The following is a 25571-nucleotide window of genomic DNA, read 5'->3' on the forward strand; positions in this document are numbered from 1 at the left end:
AACGTATGGTAAGTGCAAATGAGTCAGGCGTTGGTCAGGATCGCAGCCGGGTGGCTGCTGGGCCTGATGCTTGCCGTGGCCGGGGGCATCGTGACGGTCAATCTGGTCAACGGATCCCTGGCAAGCCCGCAGCAACCTGTCCGGGAGTATCTGGCTGCCCTGCAGAACGGCGAGGGCGGGAAGGCCCTCGGCTTACTGCATGCTTCCGTTCCGCAGAGCAACGCGGCCATGCTGGACGGCACCGCGCTCCAAACGGCCGCGGCCCGGATCAGCGGCGTGAAGTACGGCGCGGCCGAGGACCGCGGCGGCAACCAGGTGATGGTCCCGATTGACTACACGATTGACGGCAGCCAACTGCGGACCGAATTCCTGCTGGAACGCTCGGGAACCGAGTGGTTGTTCTTCCACAAGTGGGCTATTTTTCCCGCTGCGCTGCCGGTCTTGAACGTCACAGTGGTCAACTCCAGCGAGGCGATCCTCAACGGGGTTCCGGTGAACATGCCCAGCGGCAGGAATTCCTTCGCGGCTTTTTACCCGGGCGAGTACGAGGCGTCCCTCTCCGGTGAGTACTTCTCCGCCGCACCGACCAAAGCCACACTCTCCGGCCGCGATGTCCCCGCCGCTCCGCTGAATCTGCTGACCGAAGCCACCGACGGGCTGAAGCAGGCGGTGGACGCCAAGGTAAAGGAGTTCCTGGACACGTGCGCCGACACTGCGGACAAAGAGCAGAAGCTCCAGCCGGACTGTCCGTTCTACCACACCACCTTCAACCAGGTGGTTCCCGGCACGATCGACTGGAGTATCACCGAATACCCCACCATCAGCATCGAACCGTTCGGCGGACGCTGGGTGGTTGCCCCACTGAACGGCACGGCGCGGATCACGGCCCGGCAGGTGGACCTGTTTAGCGGGGCAACCACCGAACTGAACGCCGTCCACGACTTCAGCTTCACCACCCGCCTGGACGTGGACGCCGACTCGGTCAAGGTCACACCGCTGCTGAGCTACTAGCACGGGTCAGACCGCGAAGACCGCCGCATCCTGGTCCCGGACGCCCGCACCCTGCACGGAGGGCCGGGCACATTCCGTCCGGCGGCACCAGCCAGCACTTCAGTCCACCCCGCGCAGGTCCAGCACCAGTTCGGTGTCGCCGTCGGCCCGCAGCAGCACCGGGATGCCCCAGTCCTGCTGGTAAAGGTGGCAGGCGGCGTGGTCCGGGATCTCCCCGTCAGCTTCCTCGGGTCCGTCGCAGGCAGCGGCGCGGGCGGTAATATGCAGGACACCTTCCGGAACGTCGGAGGCTAGTTCCAGGGTGCGCATCAGGCCCACCGAAGTCCCCCCGCCGGCCACCAGCAGTTCCGGCGGGGTGGAGGAGATCTTCAACTGGGTGGGGTCGCCCCAGCGGTGGTCCAGTTTCTGGCCGGTGGGGGCTGTGAAGCGGACGGTGAGCTCAAGCTGCCCGGGCGCCACCGGGCTCTTGGGCCGCTGGGTCTGGGCTGCGCCCTCGTCCACCTGTTGCGCTTCCTTGGGGATGGGAACATAAACCAGTTGGTGCTTGTTCGCTTCCACCACTACCAGGAGCGGCTCGGCGCCGGCCACCTGGGTGTGGTCCACAATCACGTCAGAGGGTTCCGAGAGCCCACGCGCCAGGGTGGAGACGGTGCCCGCGACCGGGTCATAGCGGCGGACCGCACCGTTGTAGGTGTCTGCGATGGCTACCGAGCCGTCCGGCAGTACCGTCACACCCAGCGGGTGCTGCAGCCGGGCCTCGGCGGCCTGCCCGTCGCGGAAGCCGAAGTCGAACAGGCCCTTGCCGATGGCCGACTCGACGGTGATGGCGCCGCCGTCGCCGACTATGAGCTTACGCAGCGCTGAGGTTTCCGAGTCCGCCACCCAGATGTTGCCCTCGGTGTCCTCGGCGAGGCCTGAGGACTGGGCGAACCATGCTTCCGCCGCCGGGCCGTCAAGGAGTCCCTCGAGGCCATTTCCGGCGATGATGGACACGGCGCCGGAGCGCGGGTCGAAGCTGAAGATCTGGTGCACCCCGGCCATGGCGACCACCACGGCGTTGAGTTTGCTGGACCAGACAACGTCCCAGGGCGAGCTGAGCGAAACGCGCAGCGGATCCGCCTCGAGCCGGGCGCCATAGGCGGCGCCTTCCTCATCCACCCGGGCCGGTCCGGTCTCCAGCAGCCGCTGCACGCCGTTGCCGGCCAAGGTGCTGACGGCTCCGTCGGCCAGGGACAGCCCGCGCAGGCGGTGGTTCACGGAATCGGCGATAACGACGTCGTACCCTGCCGCCGCCGCGGCATCCGCCGGGAGCAGCACCAGACCCTGCGGTTCGTTGAAGCGGGCCGCAGCGGCGTTACCGTCGGCATGGCCCTTCTCGCCGGACCCGTAGGTGGCAAGCACAGTCTGGAAGTCAGTGGAGAGTTCTACCAGGCGGTGGTGCCCGGTGTCGGTGACGAGCCAGGAACCTGCTTCCGAAGCATCTCCGGCGCCACGGCCAGCGGGAAGGTACAGGGCCTTGCCCGGAAACCTCAGGGTGTCCGACGTCGGCTCCGGCGCCACATAGGGGCCGTCGCCCCGGTGCAGCGTGCCCTTGGCTTCGTGCTCGGCAATCAGCTCCGGAATCAGAACGGCGAGACCATCCGCGTGGCCTTCACCGGAGAGGTGCGCCACGATGTAGCCCTCTGGGTCAATGACCACCAGGGTGGGCCAGGCCCGGGCCGTGTAGGCCTTCCAAGTGTCCAACTCTGGATCATCGAGGACCGGGTGGCTGATCTCATAACGTTCGACGGCAGCCGCCAAGGCCACCGGATCCGCCTCGTGCTCGAACTTGGGAGAATGCACCCCGACGGTGACGAGTACATCGGAGTACCGCTGTTCCAGCGGGCGGAGTTCGTCAAGTACGTGCAGGCAGTTGATGCAGCAGAAGGTCCAGAAGTCCAGCAGCACGATTTTGCCGCGCAGGGATTCCAGGTCCAGTGACTTGCCGCCGGTGTTGAGCCAGTTGCGGCCCACCAGTTCGGAGGCCCGGACCCGGAGGTGGGTGCGTACAGTTTCGGTCATGAGCGTCCTTCCAGCTTTGAGCTGCGTTCGTCCAGCCGGGCATCGCGCTCGGCCAACTTGGCAAACATATCGTTGTAAGCAGTGAGATCGGCGTTGTTATTCCGGTCCGCCGCCCGGTCGGTGCGCTTCGACTCGCGCGCGTCGGAACGGGACCACATCACGGCGACGCCGATCGCCACCAGCAAGGTGGGCACCTCGCCGATGCCCCAGGCCACCGCGCCGCCCATCTGCTGGTCCAGCAGCGCTGAAGGGCCCCAGGCCCGGCCCAGGTTGCCGAAGTAGTCCGCGGCCAGCAGCCCGGTACCGCCCATGATCGCTACACCGAAGAAAGCGTGAAAACCCATCGTGGCCAGCAGCAGCAGCAGCCGCATCGGGTAGGGCGCACGCCGGGGCAACGGGTCGGTTCCGAGCATGGTCAGCACAAAGATGTAGCCGGTGAGGGCGAAATGCAGGTTCATCAGCTCGTGACCCACGTGGTCGCGCATCGCGTAACCAAACGCATCCGAGTAGTAGAACAACACGATCGAACCGGCAAAGTTGGCGGCGGCGAACAGCGGATGCGTCACGAGCTGGGAGAACTTCGAATGGATGAAGATAAGCAGCCACTCGCGCGGGCCGCGGGAGCTGTCCCGTCGCGGCGTCAGCGCACGCAGTGCCAACGTTATGGGGGCCCCGAGGACCAGGAAGATGGGAACCACCATGGTCAGTGCCATGTGGTCCACCATGTGCGCGGAGAACATCACCCGGCCGTAGACGGCTGGCGGGCCGGAAGTCACATAGCTCAAGAGCACAAGCCCGATCACCCAATTGACTGCCCGGAACCAGGACCAGGAATCCCCACGCCGGCGGATTTTCCGCAGGCCCAGGATGTAGGCGGCGAGGCCAAAGGCCGCCGCAGTGAGCCACAGCCAGTCAGGACGCCACTCTGTCAGCCAGCGCTCCGGGGTGAGCTCCGGTGGCAGTTCGTAGCCGGACAGAATGAAGGCCGGCGAGGCGGCCGGCAACAGGGCCGGATCTTGCGGCGGTGCCGATCGGCCAAGCGCGACGGCGATGCCCGATGTCGCGCCCATGATCAGCAGCTCAGCCACCACAAGCTGCCAGAGCACACGACGGGCGGACAGGCCGCCGGCGTGGCTACCGAGCTGCGGGATCACCCACCGCCGGTGCATTAGTCCGATGCCGCCAAGGACCAGGGTGGCCGCTGCCTTGGCCAGGATCAACTGCCCATAGGAAGAACCGAGGAGATTGTTCCAGGACGTGAGGCGGATGCTGGCGTTGATCACCCCGGAGGCGAAGACCATGATGAAGGCGAAGCCCGCCAGTGCGGAGAAGCGCCTGAGCGTCGGCTCGGTGATGTCCCGGCGGCCACCGGCCGCCCGCTCCGCCGTTGTGCCGCCCAGCACGCCGGAGAGCAAGGCCAGGGTGATGATGCCCCCCACCCAGGCCGAGACCCCAACCAGATGCAGCCCGAGCGAGTTAATGGCACCTTCATGATCAGCCGAACTGGCGGAGTGGCCGATCAGCGCCGATGGGACGAGCCCGACCAGCGAGAGAACCAGGGTTGCCGCCAGTCCTCCCATCGAGCGGACGCCGAAGAGCGCAGTGGTGACCACGGCTGCGATGATGACAACGGCCAGCCAGGCGCGGCCGGTTTCGATGTCCGTCATAAAGTAGACCAAAGAGCGGGTGAATTCCGGATCACCGGAGATCGGTTGGCCGGCGATGTCCGAGTAGCTCATTACGAGCACGGCAACCGCTGACAATGTCCAGAGGGCCCCCGCGGCGGCGGCGACAGCCAGCGCGCGGCTGAAGGCAGGATGCTCCGGGGCGTCCGGTGCCTTGGAACGGGACCCGGCGAAGGACCGCGGCAGGACGCCGACGGCGAACAGCAATCCGCCGATCACGGTGGCAAGCGAGACGTTATGCACTGCCTTGCTGACCGGCAGGCCCCAGCGCACCATGGCGCCCGGGTCGGAGACCGACCGCGCTGCAGCGGCGCCGGAGAACAGCAGGGCCGCCACAAGGCCGAGGAACAACGCGGCGAGTCCGGCGTACAGCCAACCCCTGGAGACAGCTGCAGGGCCCGCAACAGCACTTCGCGCTCCCCCCGTAGGGGCAGGAGCGGCGGCGGCGGGGCGGGGTTTTGCTGCGGAAGGCACAGCTCCATTGTCCGCTACGCCCCGCCTGCTCACCGAATCGAGCGCCGTCCCAGCCGCCTCGGTATGGCCGCCGGAGCCGGGCCCCAAGGAAAAAGGAGCGGCGACCCAATGGGTCGCCGCTCCTTTTAAGCCTTTATGGAAAGCTACTTCTTCTTGGAAACCGCAGCCTTCAGCTTGGAGCCGGCGGTCAGCTTGACGCTGTGGCCCGCGGCGATCTGGATGGTCTCGCCCGTCTGCGGGTTGCGGCCGGTGCGAGCGGCACGGTCGGTGCGCTCAACTGCAAGCCAGCCCGGGATGGTGATCTTCTCGCCGGCGGCGACAGAGGTCTCGAAGACCTCGAACAATGCATCCAGCACGGAGTTGACGGCTGCCTGGCTGGTGCCGGCCTTGCCTGCTACCTCTGCAACAAGTTCACTACGGTTCTTAGCCATTTATGTCCTCCTGGACGGTCATGATTTTTGGAGCCTGCACACGGCATGCGCACAAGCCACTGTTCGAAAACTTACCAGCTTGCCGCGGTCGAGGCGGCAAATTCCGCGTGTTTTCGGCCTTTTTTGAGGAAAAAACCCGGAATCAGGGCCTTTCCGACCCCGATTTCGCCAACAACGGCCCACGCCGTCGAGCTCCTGGCGTGGATTGATGGGCGGCGGTTTCCCCGCTGAGCCGGGTGGGGTTCCCGGTGGGGGTGTTTTTGGGTGGGGTGTTAAATGCGGGAGGACCCCCAACGTGGTTGGGGGTCCTCGACCGTGTAATGATGTTCCGGCGGTGACCTACTCTCCCACACCCTCCCGGGTGCAGTACCATCGGCGCTGTGGGTCTTAGCTTCCGGGTTCGGAATGGGACCGGGCGTTTCCCCCACGCTATGACCGCCGTAACTTTGTGTCCGCACCGTTCCGCGCCTGGGCGTGGTGGTGGGAAATCTGTGGTTACAACTGTGGTGTTGTTGTGTTGTTGTGTTTTTGTTCCTCACGCAACGGGTTTGTTGGTTGGGAACCACATAGTGGACGCAAGCAGTCTTGTTATCTTTGTACCACCCTTGATGGGCAAACCTCTTTTGAAGGATTGGTTTGTCCAGGTGGTGTGTGGTGTAAGTTATCGGCCTATTAGTACCGGTCAGCTTCACGAGTCGTTAGTCCTCGCTTCCACATCCGGCCTATCAACCCAGTGGTCTGGCTGGGGGCCTCTCACACACAAGGTGTATGGAAATCTCATCTCGAAGCGAGCTTCCCGCTTAGATGCTTTCAGCGGTTATCCCATCCGAACGTAGCTAATCAGCGGTGCACTTGGCAGTACAACTGACACACCAGAGGTTCGTCCGTCCCGGTCCTCTCGTACTAAGGACAGCCCTTCTCAAATTTCCTGCGCGCGCAGCGGATAGGGACCGAACTGTCTCACGACGTTCTAAACCCAGCTCGCGTACCGCTTTAATGGGCGAACAGCCCAACCCTTGGGACCTACTCCAGCCCCAGGATGCGACGAGCCGACATCGAGGTGCCAAACCATGCCGTCGATATGGACTCTTGGGCAAGATCAGCCTGTTATCCCCGAGGTACCTTTTATCCGTTGAGCGACGGCCATTCCACAATGTACCGCCGGATCACTAGTCCCGACTTTCGTCCCTGCTCGAGATGTCTCTCTCACAGTCAAGCTCCCTTGTGCACTTACACTCGACACCTGATTGCCAACCAGGCTGAGGGAACCTTTGGGCGCCTCCGTTACTTTTTAGGAGGCAACCGCCCCAGTTAAACTACCCATCAGGCACTGTCCCTGACCCGGATTACGGGCCGAAGTTAGATGTCCAAAGTGACCAGAGTGGTATTTCAACGATGACTCCACCCGAACTGGCGTCCGGGCTTCAACGTCTCCCACCTATCCTACACAAGCCACTCCGAACACCAATACCAAACTATAGTAAAGGTCTCGGGGTCTTTCCGTCCTGCTGCGCGTAACGAGCATCTTTACTCGTACTGCAATTTCGCCGAGTTTATGGTTGAGACAGCGGGGAAGTCGTTACTCCATTCGTGCAGGTCGGAACTTACCCGACAAGGAATTTCGCTACCTTAGGATGGTTATAGTTACCACCGCCGTTTACTGGGGCTTGAATTCTCAGCTTCGCCTTGCGGCTAACCGGTCCTCTTAACCTTCCAGCACCGGGCAGGAGTCAGTCCGTATACATCGTCTTGCGACTTCGCACGGACCTGTGTTTTTAGTAAACAGTCGCTTCCCCCTGGTCTCTGCGGCCCCTGCACGCTCCGGACAGCTTGTGTCCATCACGATGGGGGCCCCCCTTCTCCCGAAGTTACGGGGGCATTTTGCCGAGTTCCTTAACCATAATTCTCTCGATCGCCTTAGTATTCTCTACCTGATCACCTGTGTCGGTTTGGGGTACGGGCGGCTAAAACCTCGCGTCGATGCTTTTCTAGGCAGCATAGGATCACCGAATCCCCCCTTACGGGAGTCCCATCGGATCTCAGGCATCATGAACGGCGGATTTGCCTACCGTTCGCCCTACATCCTTAGACCGGGACAACCATCGCCCGGCTCGGCTACCTTCCTGCGTCACACCTGTTAATACGCTTGCCTCCCAGGATCAGGTCCCGCGCTCCACCAAAACCCTTCACCCACAAGGGGTGTCAGGCAGGTCTCGGGCAGTTAGTATCCCCTGTTCAACATGGACGGTTTTTCGCCGGTACGGGAATATCAACCCGTTGTCCATCGACTACGCCTGTCGGCCTCGCCTTAGGTCCCGACTTACCCAGGGCAGATTAGCTTGACCCTGGAACCCTTGATCATTCGGCGGACGGGTTTCTCACCCGTCTTTCGCTACTCATGCCTGCATTCTCACTCGTGTAGGCTCCACCGCTGGTTTACACCGCGACTTCACTGCCCACACGACGCTCCCCTACCACTCCAGACGCCTGAACCAACCCACAAGGGGCGGCTTAGCTAATATCTGAAATCCACAACTTCGGCGGTGTACTTGAGCCCCGCTACATTGTCGGCGCGGAATCACTTGACCAGTGAGCTATTACGCACTCTTTTAAGGATGGCTGCTTCTAAGCCAACCTCCTGGTTGTCTTCGCAACTCCACATCCTTTCCCACTTAGCACACGCTTAGGGGCCTTAGTTGGTGGTCTGGGCTGTTTCCCTCTCGACTATGAAGCTTATCCCCCACAGTCTCACTGCTGCGCTCTCACTTACCGGCATTCGGAGTTTGGCTGACGTCAGTAACCTTGTAGGGCCCATTAGCCATCCAGTAGCTCTACCTCCGGTAAGAAACACGCAACGCTGCACCTAAATGCATTTCGGGGAGAACCAGCTATCACGAAGTTTGATTGGCCTTTCACCCCTACCCACAGCTCATCCCCTCCATTTTCAACTGAAGTGGGTTCGGTCCTCCACGACGTCTTACCGTCGCTTCAACCTGGCCATGGGTAGATCACTTCGCTTCGGGTCTAGATCACGCCACTGCAACGCCCTATTCAGACTCGCTTTCGCTACGGCTTCCCCACACGGGTTAACCTCGCGACGTAACACTAACTCGCAGGCTCATTCTTCAAAAGGCACGCCGTCACCAGAATCAGACTGGCTCCGACGGATTGTAAGCACACGGTTTCAGGTACTGTTTCACTCCCCTCCCGGGGTACTTTTCACCTTTCCCTCACGGTACTGGTCCGCTATCGGTCATTAGGGAGTATTTAGGCTTATCAGGTGGTCCTGACAGATTCACACGGGATTTCTCGGGCCCCGTGCTACTTGGGATACTCCCCGGGCGGTGCACAACATTTCGGTTACGGGGCTCACACCCTCTCTGGCCGGCCTTTCAAGACCGTTCACCTATGCCTGCACTACACACCCCACTGTCCCGGCAGAGACAGAATGGGAAGTCCCACAACCCCGACCATGCAACGCCCGCCGGCTATCACACATGGAACGGTTTAGCCTGATCCGCGTTCGCTCGCCACTACTGACGGAATCACTATTGTTTTCTCTTCCTGCGGGTACTGAGATGTTTCACTTCCCCGCGTTCCCTCCACGCACCCTATGTGTTCAGATGCGGGTCACCAGGCAACTCGCGCCCCTGGCGGGGTTTCCCCATTCGGACACCCTGGGATCACAGTCCGGTTATCGACTCCCCCAGGCTTATCGCAGATTCCTACGTCCTTCTTCGGCTCCTAATGCCAAGGCATCCACCGTGTGCTCTTAAAAACTTGACCACAAAAGATCAAAAACGCTAATTTTCGAGAGAACCACGAAAACCAACCCACACACCCAAAGGCGCCCAGGTCAGATCCAGGTTCATATTCTTGGAAATTGCTTCTTATAAAAGATGCTCGCGTCCACTATGTAGTTCTCAAACAACAACCCCGTACCACACACCCCACACGCAACCCCCACAAAGGGACCAAACCGTGCGATCGATGCAGCCAGGAACAACCAGAAACACCAGCACCGGACACCACAGCGAAAACCGCGGAACCCGGCCCCTGTTGCCTCAGGACCCAACAGTGTGCCAAACACTAAACCACCAGCACCCCCCGCACACCGTTCCAGGAACCACACAAGTGCAGAACCGTACTAAGTGCCGCAGGAAAAACCAGCGGCCGCTACTTGTTGATATTCCACCCGTGAGCACCCGCCGCAGAACTAGCGTCTGCGCAACGGGCGTACTCCTGACAACCCCTCCACACTCACATACATGAGGCAAGGTGACTGTAGGTGCTCCTTAGAAAGGAGGTGATCCAGCCGCACCTTCCGGTACGGCTACCTTGTTACGACTTAGTCCCAATCGCCAGTCCCACCTTCGACAGCTCCCTCCCACAAGGGGTTAGGCCACCGGCTTCGGGTGTTACCAACTTTCGTGACTTGACGGGCGGTGTGTACAAGGCCCGGGAACGTATTCACCGCAGCGTTGCTGATCTGCGATTACTAGCGACTCCGACTTCATGGGGTCGAGTTGCAGACCCCAATCCGAACTGAGACCGGCTTTTTGGGATTAGCTCCACCTCACAGTATCGCAACCCTTTGTACCGGCCATTGTAGCATGCGTGAAGCCCAAGACATAAGGGGCATGATGATTTGACGTCGTCCCCACCTTCCTCCGAGTTGACCCCGGCAGTCTCCTATGAGTCCCCGCCATCACGCGCTGGCAACATAGAACGAGGGTTGCGCTCGTTGCGGGACTTAACCCAACATCTCACGACACGAGCTGACGACAACCATGCACCACCTGTAAACCGACCGCAAGCGGGGCACCTGTTTCCAGGTATTACCGGTTCATGTCAAGCCTTGGTAAGGTTCTTCGCGTTGCATCGAATTAATCCGCATGCTCCGCCGCTTGTGCGGGCCCCCGTCAATTCCTTTGAGTTTTAGCCTTGCGGCCGTACTCCCCAGGCGGGGCACTTAATGCGTTAGCTACGGCGCGGAAAACGTGGAATGTCCCCCACACCTAGTGCCCAACGTTTACGGCATGGACTACCAGGGTATCTAATCCTGTTCGCTCCCCATGCTTTCGCTCCTCAGCGTCAGTTAATGCCCAGAGACCTGCCTTCGCCATCGGTGTTCCTCCTGATATCTGCGCATTTCACCGCTACACCAGGAATTCCAGTCTCCCCTACATCACTCTAGTCTGCCCGTACCCACCGCAGATCCGGAGTTGAGCCCCGGACTTTCACGGCAGACGCGACAAACCGCCTACGAGCTCTTTACGCCCAATAATTCCGGATAACGCTTGCGCCCTACGTATTACCGCGGCTGCTGGCACGTAGTTAGCCGGCGCTTCTTCTGCAGGTACCGTCACTTTCGCTTCTTCCCTACTGAAAGAGGTTTACAACCCGAAGGCCGTCATCCCTCACGCGGCGTCGCTGCATCAGGCTTTCGCCCATTGTGCAATATTCCCCACTGCTGCCTCCCGTAGGAGTCTGGGCCGTGTCTCAGTCCCAGTGTGGCCGGTCACCCTCTCAGGCCGGCTACCCGTCGTCGCCTTGGTGAGCCATTACCTCACCAACAAGCTGATAGGCCGCGAGTCCATCCAAAACCACAATAAAGCTTTCCACCCCCCACCATGCGATGAGGAGTCATATCCGGTATTAGACCCAGTTTCCCAGGCTTATCCCAGAGTTAAGGGCAGGTTACTCACGTGTTACTCACCCGTTCGCCACTAATCCCCCAGCAAGCTGGGATCATCGTTCGACTTGCATGTGTTAAGCACGCCGCCAGCGTTCATCCTGAGCCAGGATCAAACTCTCCGTTGAAGTAAAACAGACACAACCAACACCCCCGGGAAAACGGGACGCATCAGCTGCACAAAATTTGAAACCAGCTGTAAAAACCAGACCCCACCACGGGGTGGCGGACCTGATCAATTCAACCAATTCAATACAATAAATTGGTATCAACAAACTTGGCACACTATTGAGTTCTCAAACAACAGACACACCCGGCACCACCACAACCAAAACAGCCATGGATCGCTCCGGAGCAACTTTTCAAACTTACCCGAACCCGGAACCCTTTGCAAATCAGCAATCCTGCGATCCACAAACACTCCGGAAGGTCCCCACCCGCAACACGCACTCAAAAGAGCGCCATATTCACAGGCCGTTTATCAGGGGGTCGGTCGCAAACTCTCCGCAACAGCGGCGGCGACTCGAATTACTTTACACGCCACCAGACCCCCACACAAATCCACCCCCCACACCACCCCCACACCCCCAAAAACCCCGCCACCACACCAAAAACAGACGCCCCGCCAGGGGCCAACAGCCCACCTCGGCCAAACCCGCTACCTGTGTGCTCCGTCACCTCAAACCGGGGCACCTGCAGTTACGATCAGGAGATGATGGCAGAACACCGGCGCCAAGGACCAGGCATGCTCCATCGTCGTGTGTCCGGACCGGCCGCCAGTGGCCTCTCCCGTGGCGACGTAGCCTCCCGGATGAGCAGCGGCCTCGACAACCGTCTGCCGGACGCAACCAGCCGCAGCCTCTGGGAAATCGTCCGCGCAAACGTGCTGACCCTTTTCAATGCGATCGTGGGCACAAGCTTTATTCTCCTGCTCCTGCTGGGGAGCTGGCAGGACGCTCTTTTTGGGCTGGCTGCTGCCGGCAACGCCGTCATCGGTGTTGTGCAGGAGTATCGCGCCAAACGGTCCCTGGACCGCCTTGCCGTCCTCGAGGCCCCCCTGGCCCGGGTACTGCGCGACGGTACGGTGCAGGAGATCCCGACTGCCGACGTCGTACTTGACGATGTCCTGGTCCTGCGGGCCGGCGACCAGGTCACAGCCGATGCGTCAGTCCTTGAGAGCGGGGGGCTGGAGTCCGATGAATCCCTTCTCACCGGGGAGTCGGACCCCGTGGACAAGGATGCGGGGACTGAAGTACTCTCCGGCTCGATCATTGTCGCCGGACGCGGCACGGCGCGGGTGGTCCGGGTGGGCGCTGAGTCCTTTTCCAGCAGGCTCGCCGCCGATGCGAAGCGGTTCTCGCTGGTCAACTCTGAGATCCGCAACAGCCTCAACCGGATCCTGCGCTGGCTGACCTGGGCGCTGCTGCCGGTTGCCCTCATCGTTGCCAACGGTGAAATGCAGTCGAGGGGCGGCTGGGAAGCCGCCATCGCCAGTGGGGCCTGGACCTCCGCCCTGGTGGGGGTGATCGCGAGTGTCATCGCCATGGTTCCGCTGGGACTGGTGCTGCTCTCGAGCGTTGCTTTCGCCGTCGGCGGCGTCCGGATGGCGGGCAACAAGGTTCTTATCCAGGAACTGGCCGCGGTCGAGGGCCTGGCGCGCGTTGATGTCCTCTGCCTGGACAAGACCGGGACACTCACCGAAGGCAGCATCATCTTCGACGGCGTTCACGAGCTGGCCGGATCCGCTGAACCCGGGTGGGAGCACGCCCTGGGCTGGTTCGCTGCGGATCCGGAGGCAAACGCGACGTCGCGCTGCCTGGAGTCGGATTTTGAGCACAACGGCGGAACGCCGGCGGTCTCGTCGGTCCCGTTCTCTTCCGCACGGAAGTGGAGTTCCGTGACGTTCGACGGCGGAGGGACAAGCCCGTGCTCCTGGATCCTGGGCGCCCCGGAAATTGTGCTGGCCGACAGCTCCGGCGGCGGCAGCGCGGCGCCGTCGACCGAGGACGCCCTGGGCAAGGCCGGACGGCTCGCCGCTTCCGGGTTGCGGACCGTCGTCCTGGCTTACGCGGACGGCACCGCCATGACTGCCAAGGACGCAACACTGCCGGCACGGGTGAAACCCGTCGTTGTGCTCACGTTTCGGGAACAGATCCGCGCCGATGCCCGACAGACGCTGGACTACTTCCGCAACGAGGGTGTTGAACTGAAGATCATCTCGGGGGACGATCCCCGGACGGTCGCTGCGATTGCGCGCTCCGTGGGCCTGGACGTCGGGGAGGGCTACGATGCCCGGCAGCTCCCCGACCACCCGGCGCTGCTGGAAGAGGTCATGGAGGGCAATAACGTCTTCGGCCGGGTCAGTCCGAAGCAGAAAAAGGATATGGTGGCAGCACTTCAGCGCCGCGGCCATACAGTCGCGATGACCGGCGACGGTGTCAACGACGTGCTGGCGCTAAAAGAGGCAGACCTTGGCATAGCAATGAACTCCGCCGCGCCTGCCACAAAGGCCGTGGCCCGGCTGGTGCTGCTGGACGGACGCTTCGACCGGCTGCCCGGTGTGGTGGCCGAGGGCCGCCGGGTGATCGCCAACGTTGAGCGTGTGTCGAAGTTGTTCCTCAGCAAGACGGCCTATTCGATCGCGATCGCGGTCGGCTTCGGCCTCCTTAATCTGCAGTTTCCCTTCCTGCCGCGACAACTGTCTTTCACCGACGGCCTCACGATCGGGATCCCCTCATTCTTTCTAGCGCTGATGGCCAATCGCCGCCGCTACCGGCCGGGGTTCCTTCGAAGGTCTTTGTCGTTCTCCATCCCCGCCGGACTCGTCGTCGCCGCCTCGCTGCTGGGCTTGAACCTGTACGCGGGTTCCCTCGGGGCTGCCGGGGCCGCTCCGGAGTCGCTGCAGTCGGCGTCGGTCCTTACCCTCGCGGTGATCGGGTTGTGGATTCTCGCGGTGGTCTCCCGCCCGCTCGATGCCAGGAAGCTGGCAGTGCTACTGGGGATGTGTGCCGGCCTAGTGCTCCTGCTCAACGTGCCACTGGCCCAGGACTTCTTCCACCTGGCCTTGCCTCCGGCCGACATGTTGTGGGCAGCCGTCATAGCCGCGGTTGGCGGCGGGCTGGCCGTCGAGCTCCTGGCGTGGATTGATGGGCGGCGGTTTCCCCGCTGAGCCGGGTGGGGTTCCCGGTGGGGGTGTTTTTGGGTGGGGTGTTAAATGCGGGAGGACCCCCAACGTGGTTGGGGGTCCTCGACCGTTTAATGATGTTCCGGCGGTGACCTACTCTCCCACACCCTCCCGGGTGCAGTACCATCGGCGCTGTGGGTCTTAGCTTCCGGGTTCGGAATGGGACCGGGCGTTTCCCCCACGCTATGACCGCCGTAACTTTGTGTCCGCACCGTTCCGCGCCTGGGCGTGGTGGTGGGAAATCTGTGGTTACAACTGTGGTGTTGTTGTGTTGTTGTGTTTTGTTCCTCACGCAACGGGTTTGTTGGTTGGGAACCACATAGTGGACGCAAGCAGTCTTGTTATCTTTGTACCACCCTTGATGGGCAAACCTCTTTTGAAGGATTGGTTTGTCCAGGTGGTGTGTGGTGTAAGTTATCGGCCTATTAGTACCGGTCAGCTTCACGAGTCGTTAGTCCTCGCTTCCACATCCGGCCTATCAACCCAGTGGTCTGGCTGGGGGCCTCTCACACACAAGGTGTATGGAAATCTCATCTCGAAGCGAGCTTCCCGCTTAGATGCTTTCAGCGGTTATCCCATCCGAACGTAGCTAATCAGCGGTGCACTTGGCAGTACAACTGACACACCAGAGGTTCGTCCGTCCCGGTCCTCTCGTACTAAGGACAGCCCTTCTCAAATTTCCTGCGCGCGCAGCGGATAGGGACCGAACTGTCTCACGACGTTCTAAACCCAGCTCGCGTACCGCTTTAATGGGCGAACAGCCCAACCCTTGGGACCTACTCCAGCCCCAGGATGCGACGAGCCGACATCGAGGTGCCAAACCATGCCGTCGATATGGACTCTTGGGCAAGATCAGCCTGTTATCCCCGAGGTACCTTTTATCCGTTGAGCGACGGCCATTCCACAATGTACCGCCGGATCACTAGTCCCGACTTTCGTCCCTGCTCGAGATGTCTCTCTCACAGTCAAGCTCCCTTGTGCACTTACACTCGACACCTGATTGCCAACCAGGCTGAGGGAACCTTTGGGCGCCTCCGTTACTTTTTAGGAGGCAACCGCCCCAGTTAAACTACCCATCAGGCACTGTCCCTGACCCGGATTACGGGCCGAAGTTAGATGTCCAAAGTGACCAGAGTGGTATTTCAACGATGACTCCACCCGAACTGGCGTCCGGGCTTCAACGTCTCCCACCTATCCTACACAAGCCACTCCGAACACCAATACCAAACTATAGTAAAGGTCTCGGGGTCTTTCCGTCCTGCTGCGCGTAACGAGCATCTTTACTCGTACTGCAATTTCGCCGAGTTTATGGTTGAGACAGCGGGGAAGTCGTTACTCCATTCGTGCAGGTCGGAACTTACCCGACAAGGAATTTCGCTACCTTAGGATGGTTATAGTTACCACCGCCGTTTACTGGGGCTTGAATTCTCAGCTTCGCCTTGCGGCTAACCGGTCCTCTTAACCTTCCAGCACCGGGCAGGAGTCAGTCCGTATACATCGTCTTGCGACTTCGCACGGACCTGTGTTTTTAGTAAACAGTCGCTTCCCCCTGGTCTCTGCGGCCCCTGCACGCTCCGGACAGCTTGTGTCCATCACGATGGGGGCCCCCCTTCTCCCGAAGTTACGGGGGCATTTTGCCGAGTTCCTTAACCATAATTCTCTCGATCGCCTTAGTATTCTCTACCTGATCACCTGTGTCGGTTTGGGGTACGGGCGGCTAAAACCTCGCGTCGATGCTTTTCTAGGCAGCATAGGATCACCGAATCCCCCCTTACGGGAGTCCCATCGGATCTCAGGCATCATGAACGGCGGATTTGCCTACCGTTCGCCCTACATCCTTAGACCGGGACAACCATCGCCCGGCTCGGCTACCTTCCTGCGTCACACCTGTTAATACGCTTGCCTCCCAGGATCAGGTCCCGCGCTCCACCAAAACCCTTCACCCACAAGGGGTGTCAGGCAGGTATTGGGCAGTTAGTATCCCCTGTTCAACATGGACGGTTTTTCGCCGGTACGGGAATATCAACCCGTTGTCCATCGACTACGCCTGTCGGCCTCGCCTTAGGTCCCGACTTACCCAGGGCAGATTAGCTTGACCCTGGAACCCTTGATCATTCGGCGGACGGGTTTCTCACCCGTCTTTCGCTACTCATGCCTGCATTCTCACTCGTGTAGGCTCCACCGCTGGTTTACACCGCGACTTCACTGCCCACACGACGCTCCCCTACCACTCCAGACGCCTGAACCAACCCACAAGGGGCGGCTTAGCTAATATCTGAAATCCACAACTTCGGCGGTGTACTTGAGCCCCGCTACATTGTCGGCGCGGAATCACTTGACCAGTGAGCTATTACGCACTCTTTTAAGGATGGCTGCTTCTAAGCCAACCTCCTGGTTGTCTTCGCAACTCCACATCCTTTCCCACTTAGCACACGCTTAGGGGCCTTAGTTGGTGGTCTGGGCTGTTTCCCTCTCGACTATGAAGCTTATCCCCCACAGTCTCACTGCTGCGCTCTCACTTACCGGCATTCGGAGTTTGGCTGACGTCAGTAACCTTGTAGGGCCCATTAGCCATCCAGTAGCTCTACCTCCGGTAAGAAACACGCAACGCTGCACCTAAATGCATTTCGGGGAGAACCAGCTATCACGAAGTTTGATTGGCCTTTCACCCCTACCCACAGCTCATCCCCTCCATTTTCAACTGAAGTGGGTTCGGTCCTCCACGACGTCTTACCGTCGCTTCAACCTGGCCATGGGTAGATCACTTCGCTTCGGGTCTAGATCACGCCACTGCAACGCCCTATTCAGACTCGCTTTCGCTACGGCTTCCCCACACGGGTTAACCTCGCGACGTAACACTAACTCGCAGGCTCATTCTTCAAAAGGCACGCCGTCACCAGAATCAGACTGGCTCCGACGGATTGTAAGCACACGGTTTCAGGTACTGTTTCACTCCCCTCCCGGGGTACTTTTCACCTTTCCCTCACGGTACTGGTCCGCTATCGGTCATTAGGGAGTATTTAGGCTTATCAGGTGGTCCTGACAGATTCACACGGGATTTCTCGGGCCCCGTGCTACTTGGGATACTCCCCGGGCGGTGCACAACATTTCGGTTACGGGGCTCACACCCTCTCTGGCCGGCCTTTCAAGACCGTTCACCTATGCCTGCACTACACACCCCACTGTCCCGGCAGAGACAGAATGGGAAGTCCCACAACCCCGACCATGCAACGCCCGCCGGCTATCACACATGGAACGGTTTAGCCTGATCCGCGTTCGCTCGCCACTACTGACGGAATCACTATTGTTTTCTCTTCCTGCGGGTACTGAGATGTTTCACTTCCCCGCGTTCCCTCCACGCACCCTATGTGTTCAGATGCGGGTCACCAGGCAACTCGCGCCCCTGGCGGGGTTTCCCCATTCGGACACCCTGGGATCACAGTCCGGTTATCGACTCCCCCAGGCTTATCGCAGATTCCTACGTCCTTCTTCGGCTCCTAATGCCAAGGCATCCACCGTGTGCTCTTAAAAACTTGACCACAAAAGATCAAAAACGCTAATTTTCGAGAGAACCACGAAAACCAACCCACACACCCAAAGGCGCCCAGGTCAGATCCAGGTTCATATTCTTGGAAATTGCTTCTTATAAAAGATGCTCGCGTCCACTATGTAGTTCTCAAACAACAACCCCGTACCACACACCCCACACGCAACCCCCACAAAGGGACCAAACCGTGCGATCGATGCAGCCAGGAACAACCAGAAACACCAGCACCGGACACCACAGCGAAAACCGCGGAACCCGGCCCCTGTTGCCTCAGGACCCAACAGTGTGCCAAACACTAAACCACCAGCACCCCCCGCACACCGTTCCAGGAACCACACAAGTGCAGAACCGTACTAAGTGCCGCAGGAAAAACCAGCGGCCGCTACTTGTTGATATTCCACCCGTGAGCACCCGCCGCAGAACTAGCGTCTGCGCAACGGGCGTACTCCTGACAACCCCTCCACACTCACATACATGAGGCAAGGTGACTGTAGGTGCTCCTTAGAAAGGAGGTGATCCAGCCGCACCTTCCGGTACGGCTACCTTGTTACGACTTAGTCCCAATCGCCAGTCCCACCTTCGACAGCTCCCTCCCACAAGGGGTTAGGCCACCGGCTTCGGGTGTTACCAACTTTCGTGACTTGACGGGCGGTGTGTACAAGGCCCGGGAACGTATTCACCGCAGCGTTGCTGATCTGCGATTACTAGCGACTCCGACTTCATGGGGTCGAGTTGCAGACCCCAATCCGAACTGAGACCGGCTTTTTGGGATTAGCTCCACCTCACAGTATCGCAACCCTTTGTACCGGCCATTGTAGCATGCGTGAAGCCCAAGACATAAGGGGCATGATGATTTGACGTCGTCCCCACCTTCCTCCGAGTTGACCCCGGCAGTCTCCTATGAGTCCCCGCCATCACGCGCTGGCAACATAGAACGAGGGTTGCGCTCGTTGCGGGACTTAACCCAACATCTCACGACACGAGCTGACGACAACCATGCACCACCTGTAAACCGACCGCAAGCGGGGCACCTGTTTCCAGGTATTACCGGTTCATGTCAAGCCTTGGTAAGGTTCTTCGCGTTGCATCGAATTAATCCGCATGCTCCGCCGCTTGTGCGGGCCCCCGTCAATTCCTTTGAGTTTTAGCCTTGCGGCCGTACTCCCCAGGCGGGGCACTTAATGCGTTAGCTACGGCGCGGAAAACGTGGAATGTCCCCCACACCTAGTGCCCAACGTTTACGGCATGGACTACCAGGGTATCTAATCCTGTTCGCTCCCCATGCTTTCGCTCCTCAGCGTCAGTTAATGCCCAGAGACCTGCCTTCGCCATCGGTGTTCCTCCTGATATCTGCGCATTTCACCGCTACACCAGGAATTCCAGTCTCCCCTACATCACTCTAGTCTGCCCGTACCCACCGCAGATCCGGAGTTGAGCCCCGGACTTTCACGGCAGACGCGACAAACCGCCTACGAGCTCTTTACGCCCAATAATTCCGGATAACGCTTGCGCCCTACGTATTACCGCGGCTGCTGGCACGTAGTTAGCCGGCGCTTCTTCTGCAGGTACCGTCACTTTCGCTTCTTCCCTACTGAAAGAGGTTTACAACCCGAAGGCCGTCATCCCTCACGCGGCGTCGCTGCATCAGGCTTTCGCCCATTGTGCAATATTCCCCACTGCTGCCTCCCGTAGGAGTCTGGGCCGTGTCTCAGTCCCAGTGTGGCCGGTCACCCTCTCAGGCCGGCTACCCGTCGTCGCCTTGGTGAGCCATTACCTCACCAACAAGCTGATAGGCCGCGAGTCCATCCAAAACCACAATAAAGCTTTCCACCCCCCACCATGCGATGAGGAGTCATATCCGGTATTAGACCCAGTTTCCCAGGCTTATCCCAGAGTTAAGGGCAGGTTACTCACGTGTTACTCACCCGTTCGCCACTAATCCCCCAGCAAGCTGGGATCATCGTTCGACTTGCATGTGTTAAGCACGCCGCCAGCGTTCATCCTGAGCCAGGATCAAACTCTCCGTTGAAGTAAAACAGACACAACCAACACCCCCGGGAAAACGGGACGCATCAGCTGCACAAAATTTGAAACCAGCTGTAAAAACCAGACCCCACCACGGGGTGGCGGACCTGATCAATTCAACCAATTCAATACAATAAATTGGTATCAACAAACTTGGCACACTATTGAGTTCTCAAACAACAGACACACCCGGCACCACCACAACCAAAACAGCCATGGATCGCTCCGGAGCAACTTTTCAAACTTACCCGAACCCGGAACCCTTTGCAAATCAGCAATCCTGCGATCCACAAACACTCCGGAAGGTCCCCACCCGCAACACGCACTCAAAAGAGCGCCATATTCACAGGCCGTTTATCAGGGGGTCGGTCGCAAACTCTCCGCAACAGCGGCGGCGACTCGAATTACTCTACACGCCACCAGACCCCCACACAAATCCACCCCCCACACCACCCCCACACCCCCAAAAACCCCGCCACGGCGGGCAACCCAAGCCCCCCTGCGGCCGCGTCCAGCACCCACAGCCCGGAAATCCACCCCTGTGTACCGGGTCACACCACGCCGCAGCGCGCTCCACTTACACCAGGCACCCGTCGTCGAGCGCTTAAACGCAAGAAGGGCCGGCGCCAAGAGGCGCCGGCCCTACTTCAAGCTACTGGCAACAGCTGTGCTGAATTACCAGGAAGACTTCGTGATGCCCGGGAGCTCACCGCGGTGAGCCATGTCGCGGAAGCGAACACGGGAGATGCCGAACTTCTGGAAGGTACCGCGCGGGCGGCCATCGATGATGTCGCGGTTACGCAGACGCACCGGTGAAGCGTTGCGGGGCAGCTTCTGCAGGCCGAGGCGTGCAGCTTCGCGGGCCTCGTCGGTCGACGCGGGGTCAACCAGAGCCTTCTTCAGTTCGAGGCGCTTTGCAGCATAACGCTCGACGATGACTTTACGCTGTTCGTTCTTAGCGATCATTGACTTCTTAGCCATGTGTTTAGCGCTCCTCTCGGAATTCGACGTGCTTGCGGATGCGGGGATCGTACTTCTTCAGAACCATACGGTCCGGGTCGTTACGACGGTTCTTGCGCGTCACGTAGGTGTAACCCGTGCCCGCGGTCGACTTGAGCTTGATGATCGGACGTACGTCCTTGTCCTTAGCCACTAGAGCTTCACTCCTCGTGCCAGGATGGCGGCTACGACTACGTCGATGCCACGCACGTCGATGGTCTTGATGCCCTTTGCAGACAGCTGCAGAGTGACATTACGGCGCAGGGACGGAACCCAGTAGCGCTTCTTCTGGATGTTCGGGTCGAACCGGCGCTTGTTGCGACGGTGCGAGTGCGAAATGCTGTGTCCAAAGCCCGGCTCGGCTCCGGTCACCTGGCAATGTGCTGCCATGACGACTCTCCTCAAAAAATATATGAAACGGCTGCGGAGTTCCCGCGAAACCGTGCGGCAGGCAGCGTCCGCATCCAGCTCCCACAGGGTTTCGGTAGTTCCGCAGCATTCAGGCAGAGGGCGTAAACCGACTGCTTTGCTCACTACGGCGAAAATTGTGGGCCACGGTCACCGGGCGGAGGAAACCTTGTGGGAAGCCACCGCGAAGTACCAGGATGCCGGGCGAATACAGGAGTGCACGCAACTTGAGCCCCTAACTACCGGCCCTCAGGACTGTCGATATTGCAGACAAATCCCGTCAACCGGAGCAATTGCACACGCTCCGCGCCACCTAGCGCCTACCAAGTCTACGAGCTTGATGAATTAAAGACCAATCCGGCAGCCGGAGGTGTATAAGGGGGCGCCAGCCGGATCGGCGCGAAGTCACATCGGGACCCTAGGGCTTTCACAGCAGATTGATAGGCGACGGACGGACGGTGGAACCATGAACTCCTCACTCCAGGCCGCCGCGCCGGCCACGGCCCGCCGCACTCCAGTGGAGCGGTTCCGCGGCCAGTCACGGCGCCGGCTGCTCCGGGCGGACCTACTGACCGTGCTCGCGTGGGCTTCGGTGGCCGGGTCCATCGCGCTCTGGCTCGCCGACGGCGGGGCAGCGGGGTTCTCGACCCTGGCCGGCTCCTTCACGGCCATCGGAATTGTCGCCGGTCTGGCCGGCATGGACCTTGTGCTGCTGATGTTGCTGCTGGCGGCACGCACTCCCCTGATCGACGGCGCCGTGGGGCACGACCGGGCGCTGGAGTTCCACCGCAAACTCGGGAAACCCTCGCTGTATTTGCTGCTCGCACACGGAATCCTGATCGCCATCGGCTACGGGATGGCGGAAGGACTCAATCCGGTCAGTGAGCTTGTGTCCCTCTGGGTGCTGGTCCCGGACATGTGGCTCGCCATCGTGTCAATCGGACTGTTCATCGCCGTTGTGGTCACCTCGCTTGTGGCGGTCCGCCGCCGGTTCCCGTACGAATACTGGTACGCCATTCACCTGCTGACCTACGCGGCGGTGCTGACCGCAATCCCCCATCAGTTCAGCACCGGGGCTCTCTTCGCCGAGGGCACCTGGCAGCGCTGGTACTGGCTGGCCATGATTATCGCCACCGGCGCCGCCCTGGTCCACTACCGCGTGCTGGAGCCAATCGTGGCGACCGTCCGGCACCAACTGACGGTGAGCCGCGTGGTGACGGAGGGTCCCGGCGTCGTAAGTATCGAACTGAGCGGCCGCCATCTCGACGAACTGGCCGGCAGCGGCGGCCGGTTTTTCATTTGGCGGTTCCTCTCCCCGGGTGCGTGGTGGCACCCGCATCCCTTCAGCCTCTCCGCGGAACCCGTGCTGTTCGATGCCTCCGGCCGGGGCCGGTTGCGGATTACTGTCCGCAACCTCGGCCGGGGGTCCGCGCAGCTGGCACGTTTGAAGTCCGGGACCAGGGTAGCCATCGAAGGACCGTACGGGCTCTTCAGTACAGCGGCCCGCAGCCGGAACCGCGTTGTAATGATCGGGTCAGGCATTGGAATCACCCCTATCCGGGCACTGCTGGAGGGCACCCCCTTTGAACCGGGAAACGCCACAGTGATCCTCCGCGGTCACAACAAGGCGGGACTTTATCTCGGCGAGGAAATCCTGGAACTCTGCCGCCGCCGCGGTGCGACGTTGTTCCATCTCACCGGCCCCCGTACCACCGGGAAGCAGGGCTGGCTGCCCGAGTCGTCCTTCCGGTCCGGACACCGGCTGGCCAGCTATGCCCCGGACATCGCCGACGCGGACGTTTACATTTGCGGCCCGTCCGCCTGGGCGCGCAGTGTCATCAGCGAAGCCCGCGCGGCAGGCGTCCGCGAACCCCAGCTCCACTACGAAAGGTTCGACTGGTGAGAATACGCGCAGCAGTTTCAGCAGCACTGGCTTCCGCCGGGATCCTCCTGGCCGGCTGGCAGTCAGGCGCCCACGTGGCAGATACGGGGAGCACCGCGGCAGCCACCGCGGCGCCTGCGCTGTCCGGGACCGGCACCAGCGGCGGGCCCACCAACGATGCTTCCGGGTTCAGCCCCGCGGGCGGCTCAACCGGTTCCACCGGTTCCAGCGCTTCCACCGGTGCCAGCGGTGCCAGCGGCTCGCCGGGTTCCTCGGGAAGCTCCGGAACCGCGGCACCGACGGCGGGGACCTTCGCCGGAAAAGCAGTCCAAACCCGCTACGGCAGCGTCCAGGTGCAGATCACCGTCAAGGCCGGCGCGATCACCGATGTCACTGCCCTCCAGCTGACCGACGACGACCGCAGGTCGGTGCAGATCAGCAACCGGGCCGCGCCGCTGCTGCGTGCCGCGGTGCTCAAGGCCCAGTCGGCCCAGGTGCAGACCGTCAGCGGCGCAACCGTGACCAGTGACGCCTATTTGACGTCGCTTCAGGGAGCCCTCGATGCAGCGAACCTCTAAGCCTTCACCCGCCGGGAGCCCGGCGCAGGGCGCCACCGGCCCGGCACTGAGGAGTACGAACTTCCGGTCCATGGGGACTGTCATCAGCCTCGCCCTGCCGGCGAATGGTCCCGGGACGGCGGACAGCGCCACCGCGCTGGCAGGCGCCGCGGCCGCCGTCGAACGCGTTTTTACCGGTCTGGACGAGACGTTCAGCCTGTACCGCCCCGGCTCCGAAGCGAGCCGGCTGGCCCGCGGCGCACTCACACTCCGGGACACCTCGGCGGCCTTCCGCGCCCGCTTTGCGGACGCCGCCGGCTGGCGGCTGCTGACCGCCGGGTTTTTCACCGCCGAGCGGCCCGACGGTGTCCTCGACCTCTCCGGAATCATCAAGGGCTACGCCATCGACCAGGCTGGCGCCGCACTGGGAGCGGCCGGCCTCACGGATTGGTGCCTGAACGCCGGCGGCGACGTTCTGGTGAGCGGATCACCAGCGCCGGGTACCGGAATACCCTGGCAGGCCGGCGTCGTGGACCCGCAAAACCGCGGAATGCTGCTCTCGGGCTTTCCCCTGGGCAGCACCGGCCGTTTCTCCGCACTCGCGACATCCGGCACTGCGGAGCGCGGAAACCACATCTGGCGGGCCGGTGCCGGCCGCACCGGCTTCGGCGCCCTCGAATTCCGCCAGGTGTCGGTGGCGGCGCCGGACATTCTTACCGCCGACGTGCTGGCAACGGCGGTCGTCGCCGGCGGCAAGCAGATGCTGGACCGGGCGACGGACGGCTGGGATGTCGAGGTGCTGGCAGTCCTCGGCGGCGGGGAACTGCTCGCGACGCCCGGCTTCCGCGCCTAGAGGTGCGTGAGCTGGGGGTAGCGCGGTGCCAGTCCGTCACCCGAGGACCTGCCGGTGATCCGGCGCACCACCCACGGCCCGGCGAATTCCCGGACCCAGCGGGCATTGGCGCGGACCGCTTCGGCCGGGCTCAGCTCAGGAACCGGGGTCATCGGCGGGACCTCAATGGAGTGGTCGTGCTCCAGGACGCCGAGGAAGCGCTTGGCCATGTTCGCGTGGCCGGCGGGGGACATATGCATCCGGTCCGTCGCCCACATTCCCCAGTCGTAATACTCGCTGAAGCGCCAGTAATCCACCAGGAGGGCACCGTGGTCCCCGGCGATTCCGCGGACCAGTTCGTTGTAGATGGCGGTGCGGCCGCGGGTGGTGCCGAAGATCTTTGAGCCGCGGGAATCGAACCCGGTGAACATCACCACTGTCGCTCCGGTCGCCGTGAGCTTGCGGATACCGGCGTCGTAGTCGACCAGCAGGTTGTCGATATCGACCTTGGGCCGGAAGATGTCATTGGCGCCGGCGTAAATGCTCACAAGGGTGGGCTTGAGTGCCACGGCGGCGTCGATTTGTTCGGTCATGATCCCGCGGAGCTTCCGGCCACGGATGGCGAGGTTCGCGTACCCGAAGCCCGGATCTGCGGCGCCGAGCTGCTCGGCCACCCTGTCTGCCCAGCCCCGGACGCCGTTGGGACGGCCGGGGTCCTCGTCACCGACGCCCTCCGTGAAGGAGTCGCCAAGGGCTACGTAGCGGTGCGTAAGATCCATG

Annotated in this window: 12 protein-coding genes and 6 rRNA genes; 5 read left to right on the forward strand and 13 right to left on the reverse strand. The window is 61.2% G+C overall.

Going from position 1 to position 25571, the window contains the following annotated elements; translation table 11 throughout:
• The first annotated feature begins 18 nt into the window (after nucleotides 1-18).
• Nucleotides 19-1011, forward strand: a complete 993-nt coding sequence (locus tag QI450_RS15335) for a hypothetical protein (RefSeq protein ID WP_226775196.1) — start codon at nucleotides 19-21, stop codon at nucleotides 1009-1011.
• A 99-nt stretch (nucleotides 1012-1110) separates the two neighbouring features.
• On the opposite strand, the gene QI450_RS15340 is transcribed toward QI450_RS15335, so the two are convergent.
• The 6 genes from QI450_RS15340 to QI450_RS15365 all read right to left on the reverse strand — a co-directional run bounded on the left by QI450_RS15340 (nucleotide 1111) and on the right by QI450_RS15365 (nucleotide 11485).
• Complete coding sequence (locus QI450_RS15340; protein WP_226775195.1) at nucleotides 1111-3072, reverse strand: NHL domain-containing thioredoxin family protein; 1962 nt, start codon at nucleotides 3070-3072, stop codon at nucleotides 1111-1113.
• Nucleotides 3069-5129: a cytochrome c oxidase assembly protein gene (locus QI450_RS15345; protein ID WP_226775494.1), complete on the reverse strand. Its 2061-nt coding sequence runs from the start codon at nucleotides 5127-5129 to the stop codon at nucleotides 3069-3071. Before QI450_RS15345 ends, QI450_RS15340 begins: the two co-directional genes overlap by 4 nt.
• Nucleotides 5130-5374: 245 nt before the next feature.
• Nucleotides 5375-5662 (reverse strand): HU family DNA-binding protein, encoded by a 288-nt coding sequence (locus QI450_RS15350; protein ID WP_024367639.1) that lies wholly within the window; start codon nucleotides 5660-5662, stop codon nucleotides 5375-5377.
• Between the two features lie 326 nt (nucleotides 5663-5988).
• Nucleotides 5989-6105 (reverse strand): 5S ribosomal RNA (gene rrf, locus QI450_RS15355).
• 208 nt (nucleotides 6106-6313) lie between these two features.
• A 23S ribosomal RNA gene (locus tag QI450_RS15360) occupies nucleotides 6314-9448 on the reverse strand.
• Between the two features lie 513 nt (nucleotides 9449-9961).
• A 16S ribosomal RNA gene (locus QI450_RS15365) occupies nucleotides 9962-11485 on the reverse strand.
• Together the 16S, 23S and 5S rRNA genes form the textbook arrangement of a ribosomal RNA operon.
• 617 nt (nucleotides 11486-12102) lie before the next feature.
• On the opposite strand from QI450_RS15365, the gene QI450_RS15370 reads away from it, so the two are divergent.
• Entirely contained in the window at nucleotides 12103-14526 is a 2424-nt protein-coding gene (locus QI450_RS15370) for an HAD-IC family P-type ATPase (protein ID WP_226775006.1), read from the forward strand.
• 95 nt (nucleotides 14527-14621) lie between these two features.
• Here the strand turns inward: QI450_RS15370 and rrf (QI450_RS15375) are convergent.
• The 6 genes from rrf (QI450_RS15375) to rpmB form a co-directional block, all read right to left on the reverse strand.
• Nucleotides 14622-14738, reverse strand: a 5S ribosomal RNA gene (gene rrf / locus QI450_RS15375).
• A gap of 207 nt (nucleotides 14739-14945) precedes the next feature.
• A 23S ribosomal RNA gene (locus QI450_RS15380) occupies nucleotides 14946-18080 on the reverse strand.
• 513 nt (nucleotides 18081-18593) lie between these two features.
• Nucleotides 18594-20117, reverse strand: a 16S ribosomal RNA gene (locus QI450_RS15385).
• Nucleotides 20118-20788: 671 nt separating this feature from the next.
• Nucleotides 20789-21094 (reverse strand): 30S ribosomal protein S14, encoded by a 306-nt coding sequence (gene rpsN, locus QI450_RS15390; protein WP_011693742.1) that lies wholly within the window; start codon nucleotides 21092-21094, stop codon nucleotides 20789-20791.
• A 4-nt stretch (nucleotides 21095-21098) separates the two neighbouring features.
• A complete protein-coding gene (gene rpmG / locus QI450_RS15395; RefSeq protein WP_011693743.1) occupies nucleotides 21099-21266 on the reverse strand; it encodes a 50S ribosomal protein L33 in 168 nt (55 codons plus the stop codon).
• Nucleotides 21266-21502, reverse strand: a complete 237-nt coding sequence (rpmB, locus tag QI450_RS15400) for a 50S ribosomal protein L28 (protein WP_056342125.1) — start codon at nucleotides 21500-21502, stop codon at nucleotides 21266-21268. The genes rpmG and rpmB overlap by 1 nt, the downstream gene beginning before the upstream one ends.
• A 484-nt stretch (nucleotides 21503-21986) precedes the next feature.
• Here rpmB and QI450_RS15405 point away from each other — a divergent pair, with 484 nt between their 5' ends.
• The 3 genes from QI450_RS15405 (at nucleotide 21987) to QI450_RS15415 (ending at nucleotide 24812) form a co-directional block, all read left to right on the forward strand.
• The gene (locus tag QI450_RS15405; protein ID WP_226774131.1) at nucleotides 21987-23423 is read left to right on the forward strand and encodes a ferredoxin reductase family protein; all 1437 of its coding nucleotides are present in this window, start codon (nucleotides 21987-21989) and stop codon (nucleotides 23421-23423) included.
• Nucleotides 23420-23980: an FMN-binding protein gene (locus tag QI450_RS15410; protein ID WP_226774132.1), complete on the forward strand. Its 561-nt coding sequence runs from the start codon at nucleotides 23420-23422 to the stop codon at nucleotides 23978-23980. The genes QI450_RS15405 and QI450_RS15410 overlap by 4 nt, the downstream gene beginning before the upstream one ends.
• 70 nt (nucleotides 23981-24050) lie before the next feature.
• On the forward strand, nucleotides 24051-24812 hold the full coding sequence (locus tag QI450_RS15415; RefSeq protein ID WP_226774133.1) for an FAD:protein FMN transferase: 762 nt from the start codon (nucleotides 24051-24053) through the stop codon (nucleotides 24810-24812).
• Here the strand turns inward: QI450_RS15415 and QI450_RS15420 are convergent.
• On the reverse strand, nucleotides 24809-25570 hold the full coding sequence (locus tag QI450_RS15420) for an SGNH/GDSL hydrolase family protein (RefSeq protein ID WP_226774134.1): 762 nt from the start codon (nucleotides 25568-25570) through the stop codon (nucleotides 24809-24811). The two genes, QI450_RS15415 and QI450_RS15420, sit on opposite strands and share 4 nt — an antisense overlap.
• Nucleotide 25571 lies beyond the last annotated feature (1 nt).

The sequence above is a fragment of the Arthrobacter sp. EM1 genome (genome assembly GCF_029964055.1).
Classification (GTDB): domain Bacteria; phylum Actinomycetota; class Actinomycetes; order Actinomycetales; family Micrococcaceae; genus Arthrobacter.